This is a genomic window from Microlunatus aurantiacus, from assembly GCF_039536605.1.
GTDB lineage: Bacteria > Actinomycetota > Actinomycetes > Propionibacteriales > Propionibacteriaceae > Microlunatus > Microlunatus aurantiacus.
This window is the reverse complement of the sequence record NZ_BAAAYX010000030.1, coordinates 1-20,784: the sequence shown is the minus strand read 5'-3', so window position 1 is coordinate 20,784 and position 20,784 is coordinate 1. Positions and strand designations below refer to the sequence as shown.

General features: G+C 70.8%; 18 protein-coding genes. 12 read left to right on the top strand and 6 right to left on the bottom strand.

The genetic code is table 11. The features are described from left to right. Positions 1-33: 33 nt before the first annotated feature. The 3 genes from ABD714_RS22110 (at position 34) to ABD714_RS22100 (ending at position 2,495) form a co-directional block, all read left to right on the top strand. On the top strand, positions 34-501 hold the full coding sequence (locus ABD714_RS22110) for a hypothetical protein (RefSeq protein WP_344814630.1): 468 nt from the start codon (positions 34-36) through the stop codon (positions 499-501). Positions 502-697: 196 nt separating this feature from the next. Next, positions 698-1,600: an SDR family oxidoreductase gene (locus ABD714_RS22105; protein ID WP_344814629.1), complete on the top strand. Its 903-nt coding sequence runs from the start codon at positions 698-700 to the stop codon at positions 1,598-1,600. 40 nt (positions 1,601-1,640) lie between these two features. After that, positions 1,641-2,495 (top strand): phosphotransferase enzyme family protein, encoded by an 855-nt coding sequence (locus ABD714_RS22100; RefSeq protein WP_344814628.1) that lies wholly within the window; start codon positions 1,641-1,643, stop codon positions 2,493-2,495. A 260-nt stretch (positions 2,496-2,755) separates the two neighbouring features. Here ABD714_RS22100 and ABD714_RS22095 read toward each other — a convergent pair whose 3' ends face one another. Together ABD714_RS22095 and ABD714_RS22090 are read right to left on the bottom strand one after the other, a co-directional pair. Further along, on the bottom strand, positions 2,756-3,394 hold the full coding sequence (locus ABD714_RS22095; RefSeq protein ID WP_344814627.1) for an alpha/beta hydrolase: 639 nt from the start codon (positions 3,392-3,394) through the stop codon (positions 2,756-2,758). A gap of 2 nt (positions 3,395-3,396) precedes the next feature. Continuing rightward, on the bottom strand, positions 3,397-4,095 hold the full coding sequence (locus ABD714_RS22090; RefSeq protein ID WP_344814626.1) for a sigma-70 family RNA polymerase sigma factor: 699 nt from the start codon (positions 4,093-4,095) through the stop codon (positions 3,397-3,399). A 225-nt stretch (positions 4,096-4,320) separates the two neighbouring features. Here ABD714_RS22090 and ABD714_RS22085 point away from each other — a divergent pair, with 225 nt between their 5' ends. From ABD714_RS22085 to ABD714_RS22065, 5 genes are all read left to right on the top strand, one after another. Next, positions 4,321-5,322, top strand: coding sequence for a LacI family DNA-binding transcriptional regulator (locus tag ABD714_RS22085; protein WP_344814625.1), 1,002 nt, complete (start codon positions 4,321-4,323; stop codon positions 5,320-5,322). A 158-nt stretch (positions 5,323-5,480) separates the two neighbouring features. Then, positions 5,481-6,938, top strand: coding sequence for a glycoside-pentoside-hexuronide (GPH):cation symporter (locus tag ABD714_RS22080; RefSeq protein ID WP_344814624.1), 1,458 nt, complete (start codon positions 5,481-5,483; stop codon positions 6,936-6,938). Between the two features lie 67 nt (positions 6,939-7,005). Then, entirely contained in the window at positions 7,006-7,857 is an 852-nt protein-coding gene (locus ABD714_RS22075) for a sugar phosphate isomerase/epimerase family protein (protein WP_344814623.1), read from the top strand. A 63-nt stretch (positions 7,858-7,920) separates the two neighbouring features. Continuing rightward, positions 7,921-9,096: a Gfo/Idh/MocA family protein gene (locus ABD714_RS22070; protein ID WP_344814622.1), complete on the top strand. Its 1,176-nt coding sequence runs from the start codon at positions 7,921-7,923 to the stop codon at positions 9,094-9,096. A gap of 51 nt (positions 9,097-9,147) precedes the next feature. Next, on the top strand, positions 9,148-11,172 hold the full coding sequence (locus tag ABD714_RS22065) for a glycoside hydrolase family 3 protein (RefSeq protein WP_344814621.1): 2,025 nt from the start codon (positions 9,148-9,150) through the stop codon (positions 11,170-11,172). 6 nt (positions 11,173-11,178) lie between these two features. Here ABD714_RS22065 and ABD714_RS22060 read toward each other — a convergent pair whose 3' ends face one another. From ABD714_RS22060 to ABD714_RS22045, 4 genes are all read right to left on the bottom strand, one after another. Continuing rightward, entirely contained in the window at positions 11,179-12,573 is a 1,395-nt protein-coding gene (locus tag ABD714_RS22060) for a glucuronate isomerase (RefSeq protein WP_344814620.1), read from the bottom strand. Positions 12,574-12,940: 367 nt separating this feature from the next. Further along, positions 12,941-14,632 (bottom strand): protein kinase domain-containing protein, encoded by a 1,692-nt coding sequence (locus ABD714_RS22055; RefSeq protein ID WP_344814619.1) that lies wholly within the window; start codon positions 14,630-14,632, stop codon positions 12,941-12,943. A gap of 48 nt (positions 14,633-14,680) precedes the next feature. Continuing rightward, positions 14,681-16,219: an MFS transporter gene (locus tag ABD714_RS22050; protein WP_344814618.1), complete on the bottom strand. Its 1,539-nt coding sequence runs from the start codon at positions 16,217-16,219 to the stop codon at positions 14,681-14,683. Positions 16,220-16,243: 24 nt separating this feature from the next. Then, positions 16,244-17,089 (bottom strand): NAD-dependent epimerase/dehydratase family protein, encoded by an 846-nt coding sequence (locus ABD714_RS22045; RefSeq protein WP_344814617.1) that lies wholly within the window; start codon positions 17,087-17,089, stop codon positions 16,244-16,246. Positions 17,090-17,432: 343 nt separating this feature from the next. Here ABD714_RS22045 and ABD714_RS22040 point away from each other — a divergent pair, with 343 nt between their 5' ends. The 4 genes from ABD714_RS22040 (at position 17,433) to ABD714_RS22025 (ending at position 20,558) form a co-directional block, all read left to right on the top strand. Continuing rightward, a complete protein-coding gene (locus ABD714_RS22040; protein ID WP_344814616.1) occupies positions 17,433-18,695 on the top strand; it encodes an Acg family FMN-binding oxidoreductase in 1,263 nt (420 codons plus the stop codon). Further along, complete coding sequence (locus tag ABD714_RS22035; RefSeq protein WP_344814615.1) at positions 18,692-19,219, top strand: universal stress protein; 528 nt, start codon at positions 18,692-18,694, stop codon at positions 19,217-19,219. The genes ABD714_RS22040 and ABD714_RS22035 overlap by 4 nt, the downstream gene beginning before the upstream one ends. A 128-nt stretch (positions 19,220-19,347) precedes the next feature. Then, positions 19,348-19,791, top strand: coding sequence for a pyridoxamine 5'-phosphate oxidase family protein (locus tag ABD714_RS22030; RefSeq protein ID WP_344814614.1), 444 nt, complete (start codon positions 19,348-19,350; stop codon positions 19,789-19,791). Positions 19,792-20,192: 401 nt separating this feature from the next. Further along, complete coding sequence (locus tag ABD714_RS22025) at positions 20,193-20,558, top strand: SpoIIAA family protein (RefSeq protein WP_344814613.1); 366 nt, start codon at positions 20,193-20,195, stop codon at positions 20,556-20,558. Positions 20,559-20,784: the final 226 nt, after the last annotated feature.

Below are 20,784 nucleotides of genomic sequence, written 5' to 3'. Positions count from 1 at the left end.
TTTCAGCGGCGCCTCCCTGGGTACCGACCCGGCGTGTCAGCGTTGGAGATCTACCTGCAGAACCACGAGGCGGCGGCCCGAGCGGGCGTCGACCTCTGTCGGCGCGCCGCGTTCAACCAGCGGAAGCGGGCCCACGGCCCGGCGCTGAGGAGCCTGCGGAGGGCGATCGAGGAGGACCGGTCACGGCTCCGGCTGATCATGGCAGCGGTGGACGTCGACCCGAACCCGCTGCTGGGGGTCGCCCTTCAGGTGGGGGAGAGGATCGGGCGGCTGAAGCCGAACGGACGTGTCCTGCGACGGTCCCCGCTGAGCGACCTGATCGAGGTCGAGGCGCTCGTCGACGCCGTCGCGGCCAAGCGGACCGGGTGGCACGCCCTGGCCGCCGTCCGGCTGCCCGCTGACCTCGACGACGAGGTGGCGCAGCTGATCACCCGCGCCGACGACCAGCTCGACCGGCTGGCTTCCATCCACGCCGCAGTGGCGGCAACCGTCCTCGCCTGAGGGTCGGCGCGCCGCCGACTCGGTGTTTGAGGTGCTGGGGCAGGGGAAATCCGTGGACAGACCCTCCGGTTCTCCGGAGGTCCGTAGGGTCAGGCCTGACGGTTCAGACCCGAGCCGTCAGGCCGTCACCCCTGTCGGCCACGCGGTGTTCGACACTGCTGTGATTGCGGCCGGCGTCAGGGGGTAGGGAACGAGCATGAGCGATCAGGCGGACCAGACCACCCAGGCAGACCCGACCACCCAGTACGAGCAACCCGAGCACACCGACGAGCAGCTGGTTCATCCCGGTCTCACCTCGTCGATGACCGATCAGCCCGATCACGGCGAGGACTCCTACCGGGGCGCCGACCGGCTGAGCGGCAAGCGTGCCGTGATCACCGGCGCCGACTCCGGCATCGGCCGGGCCGTGGCGCTGGCCTTCGCCCGGGAAGGCGCCGACGTGGTGCTCAGCTACCTCGAGGAGGAGCAGGTCGACGCCGACGAGACCGTGCGCCTGGTCGAGGCTGCGGGACGCACGGCCGTGTGCTGCCCGGGCGACATCCGGGACGAGGACGTCTGCGACCGGATCATCGCGACTGCGGTGGACCGGCTCGGCGGCATCGACATCCTGGTGAACAACGCCGCCTACCAGATGGCACAGTCGGGCGGGATCGTCGACATCAGCACCGACCAGTTCGACCGGGTCATGAAGACCAACCTGTACGCGATGTTCTGGCTGTGCAAGAAGGCGATCCCGCACCTGCGTCCCGGAGCGACGATCATCAACACCTCGTCCGTCCAGGCCGTCAGCCCCTCGCCGGAGCTGCTGGACTACGCCACCAGCAAGGCCGGCATCCACAACTTCACCAAGGCTCTGGCTCACGATCTCGCCGAGAAGGGCATCCGCGTCAACGCGGTGGCGCCCGGACCGATCTGGACTCCGCTCATCCCGGCCACCATGCCGGTGGAGCGCGCCGAGGCGCACGGGGAGAGCGCTCCGCTCGGCCGGGCCGGTCAACCGGCCGAGGTCGCGCCGGCGTACGTGTTCCTCGCCTCCCAGGAGTCGAGCTACATCACGGCCGAGATGATCGCCGTCACCGGGGGCCTGCCGGTCACCTGAGCGGTCCGAGCACGTGCCTGCTCGGTCTATCGTCGGTGCGATGGAGGTTCCCGAGCGGCGACGAGCCGTCGCGGCCACCCTGCGCACCGTGCGGTCGCAGGGCCTGGCCGCCGACGAGGCGCTGCTGCTGAGCAACTCGAACAAGATCATCCTGCGGGTGCGACCGAGCGACGTGGTGGCGCGGGTGGCCCCCGTCGGGCAGATGGACGGCCGGTTCGAGCTCGAGCTGGCCGGTCGCCTGGCTGAGGCCGGCTGTCCCGTGCTGGCGCCTGAGCCTCGCCTGGAGCCACTGGTGCACCAGGAGGGCGGGTTCGCGATCACCCTGTGGGCGTACGTCCCACCGTCGGCCGCGCGGACCTCGCCGGAGGACTACGCCCGGGCCCTCGAGGAGCTGCACCGGTGCCTGCGAACCCTCGACCTGGCCGCGCCGCTGGCCAGGGATCGAGTCGCCTCGGCCCACCGCCTGGTCAGCGACCCCGACCTCTCCCCGGCGCTCGGGGGTGCGGATCGCGCGCTGCTGGTCAGGACGCTCACCGACCTGGGTGGTGTGCTCGACCAGGCCGACCATCAGCTCCTGCACGGAGAACCGCACCCGGGGAACCTGCTCGCCACCCCCGACGGCCCCCTGTTCGTCGACCTGGAGACGTGCTGCCGGGGTCCGGTCGAGTTCGACCTCGCGCACGCTCCGCCCGACGTCGCCGCCCGCTGTCACGGCGTCGACCGTCTCCTGCTGCGGCAGTGCCAGATCCTCGTGCTGGCCATGATCACCGCCTGGCGCTGGGACCGCGACGACCAGTTCCCGAACGGCATCGAGCTGGCCGGTCTGTGGACCGAGCAGCTGCGGGCGGCGCTGCAGGGGTCGGAGGACGTCGCGCCCCGCGCGCTGGGGGACTGATCCGGACCCGCGCCCGGAGGCCGCCGGCTGAGGATCTCGTCGCCGGCGGCACGCGCCGTTCCGGTCGCAGCTCAGGCGGGGTCGGCGCCCCGCCGGCAGCCTCAAACCCGCGTATGGCCGTCGACCGTGCGACGCCCCCCTCGGACGCTCACCTTCCTGCGTCCTCTTCTGCCGCGTCGACGGCCACACGCTCGCCCCGAGACCGGGATCAGCGTCTCGGCATCCTCCCGGGGTCCGCTCAGTACCCGAGAATCAGCGGATCAAACAGGCAGGCGTCCGGTCACCGAGGCGTGCCGGTCGAGGAAGGCGGCGACATCGGCCAGCTCCTCGGGAGACACCTGGTGCCCCAGGCCGGCGTAGATGCGGCTGGTCACCGTCGTGTGCACCTCCAGCCAGCGGTCGCTCAGGTCGCTGAGGAGCGCGGGGACCAGGGTGTCGCGGTCGCCCCGACCGGAGAACACCGGCGGCCGTACGCGGACGAGCTCCTGGTCGCCGGGGGCGGGGAGCGGGCTCAGGAAGCCGGACAGCAGGACGGCGTACGCGAGAGCCCTCGGTCGGACCCGGAGGCACTGGGCGGCGATGGCGGCTCCCTGGGAGAAGCCGAGTACGCCGACCGAGCGGTAGCCGAGCTGCCGGTCCAGCCACGCCAGCACGGCCGCGACGGCCGACTCGATCTGGTCGAAGCCGAACGTGGAGTCCAGCGCGAACCAGCCGAAGCCGCCACGAGCCCTCAGGGGGCCACGCAAGGAGGCCAGGACGAGGTCCGGAGGCAGCCGGTGGCGGAGGTCGAAGCCGACGCTCTCGTCCAGACCGTGCCCGTGGAGGAGCACCAGCAGCGGGCGACCGGCGCGCTCACCGGGCGGCGCCGACCACAGCACCCGCTCGTCGTCGATCTGCATGCTCAGGCGACGCTCGAGAGGTCGATGTCGAGGATCTGGCGGATGTGGGCGAGGGTCTTGGTCAGCAGCCGGGACACCTGCATCTGGCTGGTGCCGAGCAGCTGTGAGATGTCGCTCTGCGACCGGTTCTCCCAGAAGCGCAGGTGGAGCAGGCGCCGCTCGGCGTCATCCAGGCAGGCCCACGCCTGGGCCACCAGGATCCGGGCCTCGGAGCGCTCGAACTCGGGGTCGTCCATCGAGGCCGACGCCTCGATCGAGGGCGCCGCGTCGATCGACACGCTCCGGTAGCCCTGCGAGGCCACGCGTGCCTCCCGGATGTCGGTCACCGACGCCCCGAGGCTGCCGGCCAGGTCCCGGTCGGTCGGTTCGTTGCGCCCGCCCTGCGCGACCTCCGACCAGTGCTTGGTGATCTGCAGGGCGAGCTGCTGGGTCGAGCGACCCGGTCGCACGCTCCAGCCGTGATCGCGGAAGTGGCGCTTGACCACACCGTTGATGGTGGGACTGGCGAAGGCGGCGAACGCCCCTTGGGCGGGGTCGTAGCGGCCGGCGGCCTCGACCAGGCCACACCGGGCGACCTGGCGGAGGTCGTCGTCGTCCTCACCGCGGCCGCGGAAGCGGCGGGCGATGGCGTCGGCCAACCAGAGGTGGTCGAGCACCAGCGCGGAGTCGGCGAGGGTCGAGGGGAGGGGGGAGGTGGGCACAGGCGCATCCTTCGAGAGTCCGGAGGAGGTGCGCACATGTCTTGACCCACCTGCAGCGGGCCCCGAGATCCGGGGTCCGACGCTGTTTACAACGTAAGCCCCCGGGGTCCGGAAGGCAAGGGCCGGGGCGGGCAGCTCGTCGGCGAGGCGTCCGACGGAGACCGCGGACCCGGGGTGGCTGACCTCGCCGGACCGGCATTGCTACCTTGCGCCTGGGAGGCTGACATGACGGACGGCGGCAGGTCGGAGCCGACGATCTACGACGTGGCGCGGGCCGCGGGCGTGGCCTCGTCGACAGTTTCCCGGGCGCTGTCCAAACCGGGCCGGGTGAGCTTCCGCACCGCCGAGCACGTGCGCCGGGTGGCCGACGAGCTGGGCTACCGGTCGGGGCGGATGGAGCGACCCCTGTCGACCCGGGGCACCGGCGTGCTCGCCGTGATCGTGGCCGACATCGCCAACCCGGTGTTCGTCGGCATGATCCGGGGGGCCGAGCGGGAAGCCGCGCAGCACGGCCTGACGCTGGCCATCGTGGAGACGCAGGAGTCGCAGGAGGGAGAGGAGCGGGCGATCTCCCGGCTGGAGGCGACCGTCGACGGCTTCATCCTCGCCTCGTCGCGGCTGTCGGACCAGACGATCCGTGCCCTGGCCAAGCGGAAGTCGGTCGTGGTGCTGAACCGCACGGTGGGCGAAGTCGCCTCGGTGGCCAGCGACAACGTCCGGGCGACCAAGAAGGCCACCGAGCACCTGATCGAGCTCCGGCACTCCTCGATCTGCTACCTGGCCGGCCCGGAGGCGTCGTTCGCCAACGGGATGCGCTGGCGTGGCCTCAAGGAAGCCGGCCACGAGCTCGATCTCCAGGTGCGGCGGATCGGTCCGTTCCTGCCGACGCTGCGAGGCGGTGGCGACGCGGCCGAGCGGTGGCGGCAGCGACCGACCACCGCGGTGATCGCCTACAACGACCTGATGGCGCTCGGGTTCATGCAGGCCGTCGCGGCGAGCGGACGACGGGTGCCGGGCGACGTGAGCGTGATCGGTTTCGACAACATCGTGGACGCCGGACTCGTCGAGCCGGGACTGACCACCATCGCCGCTCCGCTGGTGAGTCTCGGTTCGACGGCCGTGGCTCACCTCGCCTCCCGTCGGCGGGTGGATGCCGACACCCGCGAGCCGGTGCTGCTCCCCGCGCGGCTGGTGGTGCGGGGCTCGACCGGCCCCCGGCCCCCGTAGCCCCAGGCGCCGCCGTCGGGGCAACTTGGCAACAGGTGGCAAGTGTTGGTCGGGGGGGCCGGCCAGGGCGTTGACTGCGGGTACCGGCCGACGACGGCCGGGAACAAGACCGAGGAGTGTCGATGCCGAATCCGGCTGCTGTGAAGGATCTCCGCTCGATGGAGCGGTTGCCGTTCAAGACGGTCGCCGGGTACGGGGCCGGCGACTTCGCCTGCAACCTGGCGTTCAGCCTGAGCACGGCGTTCCTGCTCTACTACTACACCGACGTGGCCGGCATCTCCGCCGCCGCCGTCGGCACCATGTTCCTGGTGGTGCGCCTGTGGGACGCGTTCGCCGACCTGTTCGCCGGTCGCATGGTCGACCGCACCATGACCCGCTGGGGCAAGTTCCGGCCGTTCATCATGTTCGGCGCGGTCCCGCTGCTGTTCATGAGCTACCTGGTCTTCCACGTGCCCACCAGCTTCGACTCCGGCCTGAAGCTGATCTACGCCTACGCCACGTACGCGATCCTGGGCTTGGTCTACTCCCTGGTCAACATCCCCTACGGCTCGTTGGCCTCCGCGATCACCCAGTCGGTGCACGAGCGGGCCAAGCTGGTCGCTGCGCGGGCCTTCGGGGCCGGCATCGGCGGCGTGATCCTGACCTTCGTGGTCGGCCACTTCATCAGCGAGCTGCGCGGCCAGAAGGCGCTCATCCAAGGTCCCGAGGACCTGGTCGTCTACCAGGCCGCCGTCCAGAGCGTCTTCACCAAGGTCACGCTGGCCTTCATCGTCATCGGGTCCCTCGCGTTCTTCTTCACCGCCTGGGCCTGCCGCGAGGCGGTCGTCCGCACCCAGCCGCGGATTAGCGTCAAGGAGACCGTCAACACCCTGCGGTCGAACAAGCCGCTGGCCTACCTGTGCGGCTCCAGCTTCTTCTACCTGATCGGCGTCTTCGCCGTCGGCGGGTCCACCGCCTTCTACGCCCAGTACGTCCTCGGCAACATCGGTCTGATCGGCATCATCACCCTGGTCAACACCGGCATCACCTTGCTGATCACCCCGCTCATCCCGACGATCATCGACCGGTTCGGCAAGAAGAACGTCTTCCAGTACTGCGGCATCTTCACCGTGGTCGGCGGTGTCGGCCTGTTCCTCGCCCCGGCCAACATGTTCTGGCTCGTCCTGCTGACGCTGGCGATCAAGGGCATCGGCGCCAGCCTGATCAACACGGTGATGTTCGGTCTGGAGGCCGACACCGTCGAGTACGGCGAGTGGAAGACCGGCAAGCGCAGCGAGGGTGCCACCTACGCGCTGTTCTCCTTCACCCGCAAGGTCACCCAGTCCATCGGCGGTGCGGTCGGGGCGTGGGCGTTGGCCATCGGCGGCTACATCGCCGCCAGCGCGGTCAACCCCAGCCCGGTCCAGCCGGAGAGCGCGATCATCGCGATCAAGGCCACCATCGGCCTGGTGCCCGCCGCCGCCGCCCTCATCGCGATGCTGATCTTCGTGAGGTACCCGTTGACCGATGCCCGGTTCAAGGAGATCCGCAACGAGACCGAAGCCCGCAAGCTCGCCCTCCTGGACGAACACCATGAGGATCCGGCGGACTTCATCACCCCCGACCACCGAGCCTGACCCCGGCTCCCGCTGACGTCCTGTCCCGCCGCGTGCTCTCGACCATCCGAACCCCACAGGAGTGACCATGCCCCGCATCGGTGTCCAGCTGATGATGCTGAAGAACCAGGTCGAGGAGACCGGACCGTACGAGGTGCTGCGTCGCCTCGACGAGATCGGCTTCGCCGCTGTCGAGGTGTCCCAGATCCCCATGACCACGGAGAACCTGGCGGAGATGCGTCGGGCCAAGGACGAGCTCGGCACCGACTACGCCGCCCTGTCCGCCGGTCTCGAGGCCGGGCCGAACGACTCGCTGGTGGAGGACTACACCAAGATCGTGGCCGACGCCCGTGCGCTGGGCGCCACGCGGCTGAGGATCGGGATGATGCCGTTCGCGGCGATGTCGTCCCACGACGCGCTGCTCGCCTTCTGCCGCCAGGCCGAGGAGATCTCGGTCCGGCTGGCCGAGGACGGGCTCACCTTGTACTACCACAACCACCACCTGGAGTTCGCCCGCCGGGGCGGCCGTTCGATCCTGGACACCATCCGGGCCGAGGCACCGACCATGCGGTTGGAGGTCGACGTCCACTGGGTGCAGCGCGGCGGCAAGGACCCGGTGCGCACCCTGGCCAAGTACGCCGGTCTGGTCGACCTGGTGCACCTCAAGGACTACCGGATCGGCGACCTCCCACCGACCGCCTTCACCGCCCTGCAGTCCGGCGACTACGCCGGGTTCATGCAGGCCTTCACCGGCGTGGTGCAGTTCGGCGAGGTGGGCGAGGGCAACCTGGAGTGGACCGAGATCATCGACCAGGCCATCGCCTCCGGCGCGCAGTACCTGTTGATCGAGCAGGACGACCAGTACGGCCGGGACCCGTTCGACTGCCTGCGGACGTCGCGGGCGAACCTGCTGGACCTCGGCTACGCCGACCTCTTCTGACCCCGGCACGCCGACCTCCTCCGACCCGGCCACGCCGACCCCCTCCGACCCGAAGGAACACTCATGTCCTCTCTTCCCGTGACCGGCAAAGTCCGCCTCGGCATCATCGGCTACGGCGCCCAGGGCTCCATGTACGCGACGTTCATCGCCGACGGCCTGGTGCCGAACATGGTGATCGGTGCGGTGGCCGACACCGACCCCGCCAAGCGGGAGCAGGCTGCCGACCAGCACGGCGTGCCGGTGTACCCCGACTACCCGTCGCTGCTGGCCGGCGGCGACGTGGACGCGGTGATCACCACGGTGCCGCACTACCTCCACCCGGAGATCGGCATCGCCGCGCTGAAGGCCGGTGTCCACGCCCTGGTCGAGAAACCGGCCGGTGTCTACACCCGTCAGGTCGCCGAGCTCAACGCGTACGCTGCCCAGCGCCCGGAGCTGACCTTCGGGATCATGTTCAACCAGCGCAACAACCCGCTCTACCGCCGGATCAAGGAGATCGTGGACGCCGGCGAGATCGGCGCCATCCGCCGGACGAGCTGGATCATCACCACCTGGTGGCGGCCGCAGGGTTACTACGACCAGTCCGCCTGGCGCGCCACCTGGGGCGGCGAGGGCGGTGGGGTGCTGGTCAACCAGGCACCGCACCAGCTCGACCTGTGGCAGTGGATCTGCGGCATCCCCCAGTCGGTGTACGCCAAGGTCGCGTACGGCTTCCGGCGCGACATCGCCGTGGAGGACGAGGTCACGGCCGTGGTCGACTACGGCAACGGCGCCACCGGCACCTTCGTCACCGCCGTCCACGACCTGGTCGGCACCGACCGGTTCGAGATCCTCGGCGACAAGGGCAAGATCGTCGTCGACGGCTCGAAGACCGCCACCGTCACCCGGCTGGTGCGCGACGAGCGGGAGCTGTCGGACTCGATGGGCATGGACGACGTCCGGAAGCTGTTCATGGGTCAGCTCGACCCGACCACGATGTACAGCCAGGAGACGATCGAGTTCGATTCCGCCTGGGGTACGCAGCACTCCGGCGTGCTGGAGAACTTCGCCGCCAACATCCTCGACGGCACCCCGCTGCTGGCCCCCGGATCGGACGGCATCAACGGTGTCCGCCTGGCCAACGCCATCCACCTGTCCAGCTGGACCGGCGAGGAGGTCGCCCTCGATCTCGACGAGGACCGCTACCTCTCCGAGCTGAACGACCGCATCCGCGCCGAGGGCACGTTCCCCGAGCGCTGAGCACCGATCTCCCCCGACCGCCGCCCGATCCGAAGGAAGCAGGACCGTCCCATGGTGACCCAGCTCGACATCGCCGTCCGCGTGAAGCCCGTCGTCGAGGCCGACGGCCTCGCGTTCCGTGACCTGAACGCCAACGGGGTGCTCGACCCGTACGAGGACTGGCGGCTGACCCCCGCCGAGCGGGCCGCGGACCTGGTGCAGCGGATGTCGCCGGAGGAGAAGATCGGGCTGATGGTGATCAACTCGCGATCGATGGGGATCTCCCAGCCGGACCCCGAGCTCACCAGCCACGACGGAGCGCTCGACGAGCAGCACCACAAGATCAAGAACGACCCGCACAACACCGCCGGGCTGCCCTACGAGGGCACCACCGACCAGATCACCAACCTGCACCTGCGGCACTTCATCATGCGCGAGACCCCGGCGGGGTCGACCATCGCCACCTGGGTGAACGCGATGAACGAGGTCGCGGAGGGCACCCGGCTGGGGATCCCGGTGATCGTGGCGGCCAACTCCAAGAACGAGCTCGGTGGCTTCAAGATGGGGGCCACGCCGGCCGACCGCGACTTCACCCAGTGGCCCGGGACCCTGGGGCTGGCCGCGACCGGGGACGTCGAGCTGATCGCCGACTTCGCCGCGAAGTCACGCACCGAGTGGGCGGCCGCCGGCCTGCGCAAGGGTTACATGTACATGGCCGACACCGTCACCGACCCGCGCTGGTTCCGCGGCAACGGCACCTTCGGCGAGGACCCGGCCTTCAACGCCCGGGCGATCGGCGCCGTCGTGCGCGGCTTCCAGGGTGAGCACGGGCTGGCCCGGGACGGGGTGGCCATGACCACCAAGCACTTCCCGGGCGGCGGAGCCCGGGAGAACGGCTTCGACCCGCACTACGCCGAGGGCAAGTTCAACGTCTACCCGACACCGGGCTCCCTGGAGGCCTACCACCTGCCGCCGTTCCAGGCGGCCATCGACGCGGGCACGTCCAGCGTGATGCCGTACTACGCGATCCCGTCGGCGGAGAAGTCGGCGATGCCGCAACCACCGCTGGACGACTTCGAGGACGTCGGGTTCGCCTTCAACAAGCCGATCCTGGACCTGCTGCGGTCGATGGGGCACCGCGGCTACGTCAACTCCGACTCGGGCATCCTGTCCAAGATGGCCTGGGGGGTGGAGGAGCTGAGCGTCCCGGAGCGGGTGGGCAAGGCCGTGATGGCCGGCACCGACATCATCGCCGACACCAACGACGTCGGGTCGATCCGGACCGCCTACCTGCAGGGGCTGATCACCACCGAGCGCCTGGACGACGCGGCCCGACGGCTGACGGAGGAGATGTTCGCCCTCGGCCTGTTCGACAACCCGTACGTCGACCCCGACCACGCCGACGAGGTGATCGCCGGCGCCGAGCTGCTCGCCGCCGCCGACGAGGCCCACCGCCGGTCGGTCGTGCTGATGAAGAACCACGCCGCCACCCTGCCGCTCACCGCCGACCGGCTGTCCGGGCGCACGGTCTACGTCGAGGCCTTCGAGGCGGACCTGCGGGTGGCCAAGCTCGATGGTCTGCGCCAACGGCTCGCCGCGGCGCACCCCGGCCTCCGGTTCACCACGGACCCGCGGCACGCCGACGTCGCCGTCCTCTTCGTCAACCCGTCGACCGGCAGCTACTTCCACTCCACCGGTCTGCTCGATCTGGCTGTTCACGAGGCGACCAACATCGCGCTGGCCAAGATCATCGACATCCGCTCCGTGGTCGAGGAGGTGGTGATCGGGCTGAACGTGACGATGCCCTGGTTGCTGGGGACGCTGGAGCCGCTGGCCGACGCCGTGGTGGCGGGTTTCGACACCAGGACCGAGACGGTCTTCGAGGCGATCGTCGGCGGGTTCGCCCCGACCGGTCGCCTGCCGCTCACCTTCCCGATCGACGACGCGGCCATCGCCGTCGACGAGCACGGCCACTGCGCGTCACCCAACGACGTGCCCGGCTACGACAAGGAGCGCTACATGGACGGGCGGCCGTACGTCTACACCGACGCCGACGGCAACCGGTACCGGCTCGGCCACGGGCTCACGTTCGACTGAGGTCGGTCAGAGCCCGGGTGGGGGGACGGTCAGCTCCTCGCGGGCCGGTCGCTGCGCCACCGCGGCGACCAGATCCGTCCGCGCCTCCTCCTCGGACAGCTGCCCGGCCACGACCAGCTCGGCGAGCGCTCCGGCGTCCAGCCGGCGCCCGAGCCGGTGACGGACGGCCATCACGAACGGACCGCTCATGTCGTCGACCACGCCCAGCGACCGGGCGACGCCGACGGTCGACACGGCGGCGGCCCGGACCGCACGGAGGTCGGCGGGGTCGTCGGCGAAGCGCGTCGGAGGTACCGCCGACAGCGCTGGGTGCTGGGCGGCCAGCGGCAGGATCTCCGTCACGTACGCGTCGGTGTCGACGGTGAACAGCTGCAGCCGGAGGTCCGTCGCGCCGAAGTCGGTCAGCAGCGGTCGGACCCGGTCGGCCACCCCGTGGTCGCCCGACGACCCGCTCGGTGTCCGGGGCGAGAACCCGGCCGGCGGGAACAGGCTCATCACCAGTCCGTCCTCGGCGGCCATCCGCCCCGACTCCCACAGCAGGTGGCCCTCCAGGGCGAGCGCCTCGTCCGGCAGGAGCTCCGCCGACCGGGCCAGCCGGTAGAGCCCGACGGCATCGTCGTGGGGCAGCCGGCGGATCGCCACGTCGCTGACGTGGTGCTCCGACGCCAGTGCGCCGCGGTCGAGGAAGTAGCGACGGCGCTCCCGCAGCGCGGTCAGGTACCCGTCGAGGTCGTCGGTGCCGGTGCCGGTCACCTCGGCCAGCAGGTCCGCGTCGGTGCGCCAGCCGCGCCGACCCGGGTCGAGGAACCGATCGGGGCTGAAGGTCGGGACCACCCGGCCGGCCAGGGCCGGGTCCTCGGCCAGCTGCTCATGGGCCCGGAGCCTGTCGGTCGGGTCGTCGCTGGTCGCGAACCGACGGAGATCGGCCGCGGCCACCAGTCGCCGGGGGTACAGCGGCTCGGCGGCCAGTCGCGCCGCCAGCTCGTCGTAGACCGTGGCCGGGTCACGGTCCGCCCGCAGCGGCGGCAGACCCGCCAGGCGTACGGTCTCGTCGCCGTCGGCCCGCATCCAGGGCTGGGCCAAGGTCACCACCAGATGCCGCCACAGCAGGACGAAAGCCTGCCGGGACGCGTGCTCCGCACGCCAGCCGTCGGTCACTGCGAACTCGGTCCGGATGCCACTTCCCCGCAGCAGTGCCTGAATGCCCTGGTCGTGGGAGATCAGCAGGTTCATCGGGTCGGTGATCGGCAGGTCCTCGGCCAGGTAGCGGGCGGGGAGCCCGTTGTGCACCGAGACCAGAGGTGCAGCGGCTACGGACTCGTAGAGCTCCACCGCCAGCGCCCGGACCCGCGGCTCGACCGGCCAGACCGGGTCGACGTCGGTCGCAGCGCTGCTGGTCATGGCGACAGCGTAAGTCAGGCGGCGTCGGCCGGGGCGGCGGTGCTGTCGTGGGCGGCGAGGCGCCCCGTACCACCCCTGAGGGTGTGGCGGCGGCTTCGGCGCGGCCCCTACAGTCGGTCCAGGGGGAGCTCCGATGGTGAGTCGTGGGTCTACGACCACCTTCGGCGGGCCCGTCGTCGTCCAACGAAGCTCGTAAGTCCGCGCGGCTGACGCTCAGCGTCGATCGACACCGACCAAGGGGCCGAGCTACCCGTTCACGGTGACGCGCACGCCGGTCGTCGGATGCTGGTCGGGTCGTCGGTGACGGGGGTGCTGTGTTCCCGGCGGCCCGCCCCGGCGATCGACCCGGTGGTCCGATCGACCTCGGTCAGAGCACGGCCGACTCGTTGATCTTGAGGATCCCGTCGGACCTCACCAGCCGGAACGAGCGCTGCTCGGTCGACCGCCGGTTGCCGCTCTTGGCCACGTACGTGATGGTGGCCTGGACCCGGTCGGGAGCGGTGGCCCGCACGTCGCTCGCCGTGACGGTGTCCATGTCCTTCCAGAACTCCTCGTAGCTCTCCCGGCCGCCGGTCTGCCGCTGGTACGCGCTGGTCAGCCGCTCCCACCCTGCGTCGGTGTCGTCGGGCAGCAGGGCGTAGTAGTCCGAGACCGCCTGGGCCAGCTGCTCCGTCGACGGTGCGCCGGTGGCGGCCGGCGACGAGGACGGCTCGCTCCCGGTCGCGGACACCGCTGGACTCGAGCCGCCCGCCGTGGGATCCGAGCCCACGCTCGGCGGGTTCAGGATGGGCCAGAGCAGCGCCGAGCTGACCGCGGCGACGAGCAGGGCGAGCACCACGATCGCCACGACGAGTCCACGGCGGCTGCGACGGGCGGGCGCCGCTGTGGAGCGGGAGGCGGGGGTCGAGGTCCCGACCTGCGCGGACGGGACCGCCGAAGGAGCGGTCGTCCGGATCTCGGGCGGAGCCGCGGCGGCACGAGTCGGGGGCGTGGCCGGACGGCTCGGCTCGGCTCGGGCGGCACCCCAGGTCGACGCCGGTGGCTCGGAGGGTGGCCGCGGCGGGTCCGCCTCGCCGCCCTTCGTCAGCTCGCGGGTGGCGGGGGAGTCCGAGGACGTCGGTGCCGCGGGGAGCGTCCTGGTCGGCGACGGGATCGCCTCCGTCGGCAGGGTTCCCGCCACGGGGCGCGGGGACGGCAGCGGGTCGGCCGGGGAGGGGGCGGCCAAGAAGGGGGCGGGGCCGCCCGCGGCCAGGGCGGACAGCCGGGCCGAGGCCTCCGCCATCGTCGGGCGGTCCCCGGGCTCCAGACTCATCATCGACAGCAGCAGGGGCTCCAGGGCGCCCGCCCGCTGAGGCGGACGCAGCTCGCCGGCCGTCACCCGGTAGAGCACGGCGATGGCGTTGCCCTCGTTGCCGAAGGGCGGTTCGCCCTCCACGGCCGCGTAGAGGGTGGCGCCGAGCGAGTGCACGTCGGAGGCGGAGGTCGACTCCTCGCCGCGGGCCGTCTCCGGCGCCAGGTAGGCGGGCGTGCCGGTGATCATGCCGGTCATGGTCAAGGTGGCGTCGCCGAAGGACCGGGAGATGCCGAAGTCGCAGATGCGGGCGGTGCCGTCGTCGCCGATCAGCACGTTGCCCGGTTTGACGTCACGGTGGACGATGCCGAGGGCGTGCGCGGCCGCCAGGGCCGAGGCGACCTGGGAGCCGACCCGGGCGGCTTCGGCGGGGGCGAGCGTCCCCAGTCCCCGCATCACCTCGGTGAGCGGCACCGAAGGCACCAGCTCCATCACGATGCACGGCTGCCCGTCGTGCTCGACCACGTCGAAGACGGCCACCGCGTACGGGTGCTGCAGGCTCGCGTTGATCCGCGCCTCGCGCATGGCGCGCTGGGCGATCAGCTCGGTCTCGGCCTCGGTCAGGCCGTGCTGGGTGCGCAGCTGCTTGACCGCCACCGGCCGGTCGAGTCGCTCGTCGCGCGCCTCCCACACCACGCCCATGCCGCCGGCGCCGAGCTGGCGGACCAGACGGTAACGGTCGGCGATGAGAGTCCCCGGCGCTGCCATCGGACCCTCACTTCCCGATCGTCGTCCTGCGGCCAGGTCCGAGCGTACTCACGCCGGCGGGATGGCGCTGGCCCCCTCGCGGTCCCGGGTGGTGAGCGGGGGAGCCCCCACGCCGCAGTGCAGCCGGCTGGCCACACCCGGCGTCTCGACCGGCCGCCGGTCGGGTGCGGTGTCCCCACCGGCGAGCGGGGCTCGGATGGCCAGGCAGGAGATGATGCCGCCGACGACGAAGAGCACAGCGCAGACGATCATCGCGCGCCCGAAGCCCGCGTCGAAGGTGCCGGGATCGGCGTAGTCGTCGCCGGTCAGCCCGACCAGCACCGGGAGGGCGGCCACGGCGAGCAGTCCACCGGCCCGGGCCACCGCGTTGTTGACCCCGCTCGCGATGCCGGCGTGCCGGTCCTCCACCGCTGCCAGCACCGTCGCCGTCAGCGGGGCCACGGTCAGGGCGAGACCAAGGCCGATGACCGCCACCGCCGGCAGCACGTCGGTCGCGTACGAGGCGTCCGGCCCGACCCGCTGCAGCAGCACCGCACCGACCCCGGCCAGCAACGGTCCGATGGTCATCGGCCAGCGGGGTCCGATCCGCTCGGCCAGCTGACCGGCCGAGCCGGACAGCAGCAGCATGATGATCGTGATGGGCAGCAGGGCCGACCCCGCCGCCAGTGCGTCGAAGCCGGCCACGACCTGGAGCTGCACCACCAGCAGGAAGAACAGGGCCCCGAGCCCGGCGTACACCACCAGCGTGACCAGGTTCGCGGCGCTGAACTGCCGCGACGCGAAGACGTCCATCGGCAGCATCGGCGTACGACCACGCCGCTCGACGGCGACGAAGGCCCCCAGGGCGGTGACACCCAGCAGCCCGACCATGATCACCGACGGCCGCCAGCCGTCGCCCGCGCCGATCAGCGCGTAGGTCAGCCCAGCCAGCCCGGCCGCCGCGAGGGCCGCCCCGGCGAGGTCGAAGCTGCGCGGCGCCTGTGGGTCCGACGTCTCCGGCACGTGCTGCAGCGTCACCAGCAGCACCACGACGGCCAGCGGCAGGTTGATCAGGAACGCCCAGCGCCAGCCGATCGTCTGCACCATCCAGCCGCCGAGCAGCGGGCCGATCGCGGTGGCCACGCCGGACAGCGCCGACCAGGTCCCGATGGCGCGCGCCCGGTCCGTGCGGACGAAGGTGGCCGAGATGATGGCCAGGCTGCCCGGCACCAGCAGGGCCCCGCCCACGCCCTGCAGGATCCGGGCGGCGATCAGCCAGCCGATGCCGGGCGCCAGGCCGCAGAGCAGCGACCCGAGGGCGAACCAGACGACGCCGACGGTGAAGACCCGACGCCGACCGAACCGGTCACCGAGCGAGCCGCCGAGCAGCACCAGGGCGGCCAGCGACAAGGTGTAGCCGTTGACCACCCACTGGAGCTGGCCCAGGCTGGCCCCCAGGTCGCTGCCGAGGGCCGGCAGCGCCACGTTCACCACTGTCGAGTCCAGCAGCGAGATGCCCGAACCCAGCACGGTGGCGAGCAGGATCCAGCGGCCCTGGGCACTGGCGCGACTGATGCTGGGAACGAGCGGAGCGGGCCCGGTGGTCACCGGCTCACCGTAGCCCGCCGGGGCCTACCGGTCGCGCCAGCTGTGGCTCGGCGTCCAGCCGAACAGGGTGCTCATCTTGGTGCAGTCGAAGGCGGAGCGAGGGTCGGTGTAGTCGTCGGCGAACCGGTCGTAGCCGTCGTAGTGCTCCGCCATCAGCTCACGGAGCCCGCGCTTCGCCCGGGTGTCGGCGGCAGCGATCAGACAGACCTCGTGACCGGTGCTGGTTCCCTCGAGGGCGGCCCGGTAGGCGGTGCCCACGTCGCGGGCGTCGATGTAGCTCCAGAAGTTGCCCTTGCTCAGCGACGGGTCGTCCCACTCGGCCTCGAACCGTCCGTACGTGTCAGGCGGGATGACGTTGTTGATCCGCAACCCGACCCAGGCGGTGTCGGGGTAGCGGACGGCCAGGGAGTCCGCGATGACCTCGCTGAGGTACTTGCTGAGCGCGTACGCGTTGGGCGACGGGCGCCGCTCGGACTCGTCGAAGGGGATCCGGTCGGGCACGGTGCCGTCGGTCAGCAGTCCGGTGGCCATCTCGCTCGAGGCGTAGACCACGCGGGCCACGCCGAGGTCTCCGGCCGCCTGCAGGATGTTGTGAGCGGACAGCACGTTGTTGTCGAACACGTCGATCTGCGCCTGGCCGCCGGGTGCGGGATTGGCGGCGAGGTGGCAGATCCCCTCGGGACGGAACTGGAACAGGGCGTCGTAGACCTTGCCGGCGTCGGTGAGATCGACGCGACAGAACTCGCCGGGCAGCTGGAGATCCGGTCGGTCCGCCAGGTCGAAGTCGACCACTTCGTGCCCGGCCTCGGCCAGGTTGCGGACGACCCACTGACCGGCCCGGCCGGTCCCTCCGGTCACGACGACGCGCATCTCTTCCTCTTTCTCCTCGGGTTGCCGGTCGACTGCTCGGTCGATCTGCCGGTGTCCACCCGCCACACCCGTACGAGAGCGGGCGGCGGGCCGACCTTACGTTGCCCCGTCGAGGAAGGGCCAAACACCGATCGGACGGTGGAGTGCAGCACCATAAAACTAGCAATGTGTTTCTAGTAATACTCTGCTAGTATTCTGGTGTGGCGAGCTGGAGATCCTTCACCTCCGGCGAGTGACACGCCATCTGCGGATCGCTGCGACCGCACCGCCCGTCGTGGGAAGCCGCGGCCATCGAACACCTCACCGTCTCCGGCACCCGAGCACCGGACACTCAGGAGTCACCGTGCCCACCGCCCATGATCGAGTCCCGGTCGAGTCGCCGTCGCCGCGGGCCGGGGAACCGGCGAGCGGACAGCCGCCGGTCGGTCCGTCGGCCGGGTCGACGCTGTCGCGCCGTCGGGTGGTCCGTGTGCTCGGCACTGTCGGCGCCGCCGTGCTGGTCGGCGTCGGGGGCTATCGGGTCTTCGACACGGCCGCCGTGAACCCCGGGCACGGACAGGCGTACGAGCCGTGGCGGCACTGGCGGGACGACGCCGGCCCGATGGGCGCGGTGGCCGCCGCCCTCCTCGCGGCGAACCCGCACAACACCCAACCCTGGCTGTTCCGGGTCAACGCCACCGCGATCGATGTCGATGTCGACCCGGGCCGCCACATCGGCAGTGTCGACCCCTACCGTCGCGAGCAGCATGTCGGGTTGGGGTGCGCCTTGGAGAACCTCGCCCTGGCCTGTCGGGCGCGAGGTCTCCGGCCCGACATCGCCGTGCTCCCCGACGGGCCCGACGCTCGGCGGGTCGCCCATGTCGACCTCACCCCTGCGCCGGCGCAGCAGGACGACCGCTACGAGGCGATCGGGCACCGGCACACCAACCGAGGGCCCTACCGAGCGCTGGCCATCCCCGCCGAGGCGCTCGCCGAGCTGGTCGACACCGCTGGCCTGCCGGGGATCAGTGTTCAGTGGATCGTCGATCCAGCCTCGATGGCTGTTCTCAGCGCGCTCCTGGTCGATGCCGCGGAAGCGGTCGTCGCCGACGAGAGCCAGTCCCGCGACGGCTTCGCCTGGTTCCGTGGCACCGATGACGCCATCCAGTCGCACCGCGACGGACTCACCCTCGACGCGCAAGGGTTGACTCCACTGACTCTCGGTCTCGCGAAGCTCTTGCCCGCGTCCACCCGAAGCTCCGGGGATGCCTTCTGGGTCGAGCAGACCCGCACCGTGCACACCGCCACTGCCGCCGCCTACGGTGTCCTGACCGCAGCCTCACCCGACGACCGGGTGACCCAGCTCGACACCGGCCGGTTGCTGCAACGGATCCATCTCACCGCCACCGCTCGCGGAATCGCCCTGCAGCACATGAACCAGATCACCGAGCGCATCGACGCAGAACGGCTCGCGGGGCAACGTGCCACCTTCAGTCCCCGATTCGCCGGCGTCCTCCCGCCCGGCGCCAAACCACTCGTCGCGTTCAGGGTCGGATACCCACTCCGAGACGCCCGACCCAGCCCCAGGCGGTCGGCCGCCACTGTCACTCAGAGGACACCTCGATGAGCTGGCCGCACCAGGACACGCGCCCGTTCAACAGTCGTCCGTCGTCGACGCTCTACCAAACGAAGGATCAGCCCATGACAACAAGCTCACGGATCGTCGTCGGGGTCGATGGCTCACCTGCCTCGGTGTCCGCCCTCAGGTGGGCGGCCCGACAGGCAGCGCTCACCGACAGCAGCCTCGAGGCCACGATCAGCTGGGAGTACCCGATGCAGTACGGCAACGAGCTGCTGTACGAAGGCATCGACTGGGTTGATCTCGCCCGCTCCACGCTCGCCACCGCCCTCGCCGAAGCCGACCCGGGCATGGAGATCAACAGCGTCGTCACCGAAGGGCACCCGGCTCAGGTTCTGATCGCTGCCTCAGCCGACGCCGACCTGCTGGTGGTGGGGTCGCGGGGACGCGGCGGCTTCGCCGGCCTGATCCTCGGATCCGTCAGCCAGTACGTCACCGCCCACGCTTCATGCCCTGTCCTGGTCGTTCGGGCACCCGACCATCCGGCCCCCGCAGCTCAGCAGGATTCGTGAGCACCGTCAGCACCTCGGCAACCCGCTCAGCCCGGCCGGGTTCGCATGCTGAGCCAGGCGCTCCCTCGATCGGCGAGGGCCCCCCAAGCACCTCCCTCTGCTCCGCCGTCCAACAAGACGGGATACCCATGACAACCTGCGGGACACACGAACTGAACCGAGGCGAGTGCCTGGACCTCCTCGGCCAGTCCAGCCTCGGCCGGCTCGCCTTCGTCGACAGTGTCGGGATCCTCCCGATCATCGTCCCGGTCAACTACGTGATGCACGAAGGCTCGGTCGTCTTTCGGGCCGGCCCCGGGGCGAAGCTGGCTGCGGCTGTCCGAGGAGCCGCTGTCGCCTTCGAAGTGGGACGTACCGACGAGACCGACCAGACCGGCTGGACTGTTCTGGTCCGCGGGATCGCCGAGGAGCTGGTCGACGCCCCTGTGCTCACCGAGCTCAGGGAACAGCACCTTCGGCCATGGGCCCCAGGCACCAAACGTCACTACGTCCGCATCGACGCCCATCTCGTGACCGGGCGCCGGATTGATCGGAACGACGCTGCCAGCCCGATGTGGGATCCGACGATGTGAGGCGCGACCCAACCGGAGGGAACCGCCCAGCTACCCGTTCCGGAGATCATCTGCCGTCCGCTGGCCCCGGGTCGATGACTGCTGATGCTGTACGTGACAGCTGATGGTGACCATGCACCAATCCGGCCCGCACTCCTGACCGGCGACCTGGGTCGGGTCCGCTGTCAGTGGCAGGCGCCTCCGTTGCGGTGGGTCCTGCTGGCTCCCGGTTCAGTAGTCATGATCACGGTGTCGTCGGTAGCGGGCCCCGGGAGCCGACGAGGCGATGGGAAGGCGTTGCACGTCGCCGCTCTCGGGGTGCCGGTTCGCGCGATTCGCCGACCATCTCTGCGGCCAGGTGATCCGGCAGGACCGAGGGGCGGTTCCGCGCGGTCGCGGTGGCTCAGGCGTACCGTGAAGCCATGATCAACGTCGACGGCAGCGCACTCGATCACGTGGAGCTGTCCGTGGAGGCCCCGTTCACCGTCGCCGACCTCAGCGAAGCCGGTGCCGCACTCCGGCAGCTGGCCGAGACGCCGGCTCTGCGCCGAGTGCTGGTCGTCGTCGAGAGCATCGGATTGCCCAAGCCCAAGGCGCTGTGGGAGGACCTGAAGCTGACGCCCTTGATCACCCACATCCGCTGGGTGGCCCTGGTCACCGACATCGAGTGGTATGCCCACCTGTCGGAACTGGCCGGTGCCTTGTGGCCGAGTCTGACGATCAAGCACTTCGAGCCCTCCGACGCCGACGCAGCGCTGGCGTGGCTCACGGCCCAGTCAGACACCTGAGCCGCATCTCGCTACCGAGGTCGGCAGCGGCTCCTTCGAGAGCAGCGGCTCCTTCGAGAGGAGCACCGCTGTTCCCACCCCGGGGTTCCGCGCCTACCAAGGTCGGCAACTGAAGGCCTCGCCTCCAACCTCCTCCTCACCCCTGCCCTCGATGCCGGGGGGGTCTGCTGCACGAGTAGGTGACATCTGATCTGTGGTGCCGGGAGGTGCCGCTGGAAGGATGTTG

Coding starts and splice junctions, on each gene's coding strand:
- ABD714_RS22105 (WP_344814629.1), top strand. CDS start 698: ATGAGCGATCAGGCGGACCAGACCACCCAGGCAGACCCGACCACCCAG.
- ABD714_RS22085 (WP_344814625.1), top strand. CDS start 4,321: ATGACGGACGGCGGCAGGTCGGAGCCGACGATCTACGACGTGGCGCGG.
- ABD714_RS22030 (WP_344814614.1), top strand. CDS start 19,348: ATGACAACCTGCGGGACACACGAACTGAACCGAGGCGAGTGCCTGGAC.
- ABD714_RS22075 (WP_344814623.1), top strand. CDS start 7,006: ATGCCCCGCATCGGTGTCCAGCTGATGATGCTGAAGAACCAGGTCGAG.
- ABD714_RS22055 (WP_344814619.1), bottom strand. CDS start 14,632: ATGGCAGCGCCGGGGACTCTCATCGCCGACCGTTACCGTCTGGTCCGC.
- ABD714_RS22065 (WP_344814621.1), top strand. CDS start 9,148: ATGGTGACCCAGCTCGACATCGCCGTCCGCGTGAAGCCCGTCGTCGAG.
- ABD714_RS22070 (WP_344814622.1), top strand. CDS start 7,921: ATGTCCTCTCTTCCCGTGACCGGCAAAGTCCGCCTCGGCATCATCGGC.
- ABD714_RS22025 (WP_344814613.1), top strand. CDS start 20,193: ATGATCAACGTCGACGGCAGCGCACTCGATCACGTGGAGCTGTCCGTG.
- ABD714_RS22045 (WP_344814617.1), bottom strand. CDS start 17,089: ATGCGCGTCGTCGTGACCGGAGGGACCGGCCGGGCCGGTCAGTGGGTC.
- ABD714_RS22100 (WP_344814628.1), top strand. CDS start 1,641: ATGGAGGTTCCCGAGCGGCGACGAGCCGTCGCGGCCACCCTGCGCACC.
- ABD714_RS22080 (WP_344814624.1), top strand. CDS start 5,481: ATGGAGCGGTTGCCGTTCAAGACGGTCGCCGGGTACGGGGCCGGCGAC.
- ABD714_RS22060 (WP_344814620.1), bottom strand. CDS start 12,573: ATGACCAGCAGCGCTGCGACCGACGTCGACCCGGTCTGGCCGGTCGAG.
- ABD714_RS22095 (WP_344814627.1), bottom strand. CDS start 3,394: ATGCAGATCGACGACGAGCGGGTGCTGTGGTCGGCGCCGCCCGGTGAG.
- ABD714_RS22035 (WP_344814615.1), top strand. CDS start 18,692: ATGAGCTGGCCGCACCAGGACACGCGCCCGTTCAACAGTCGTCCGTCG.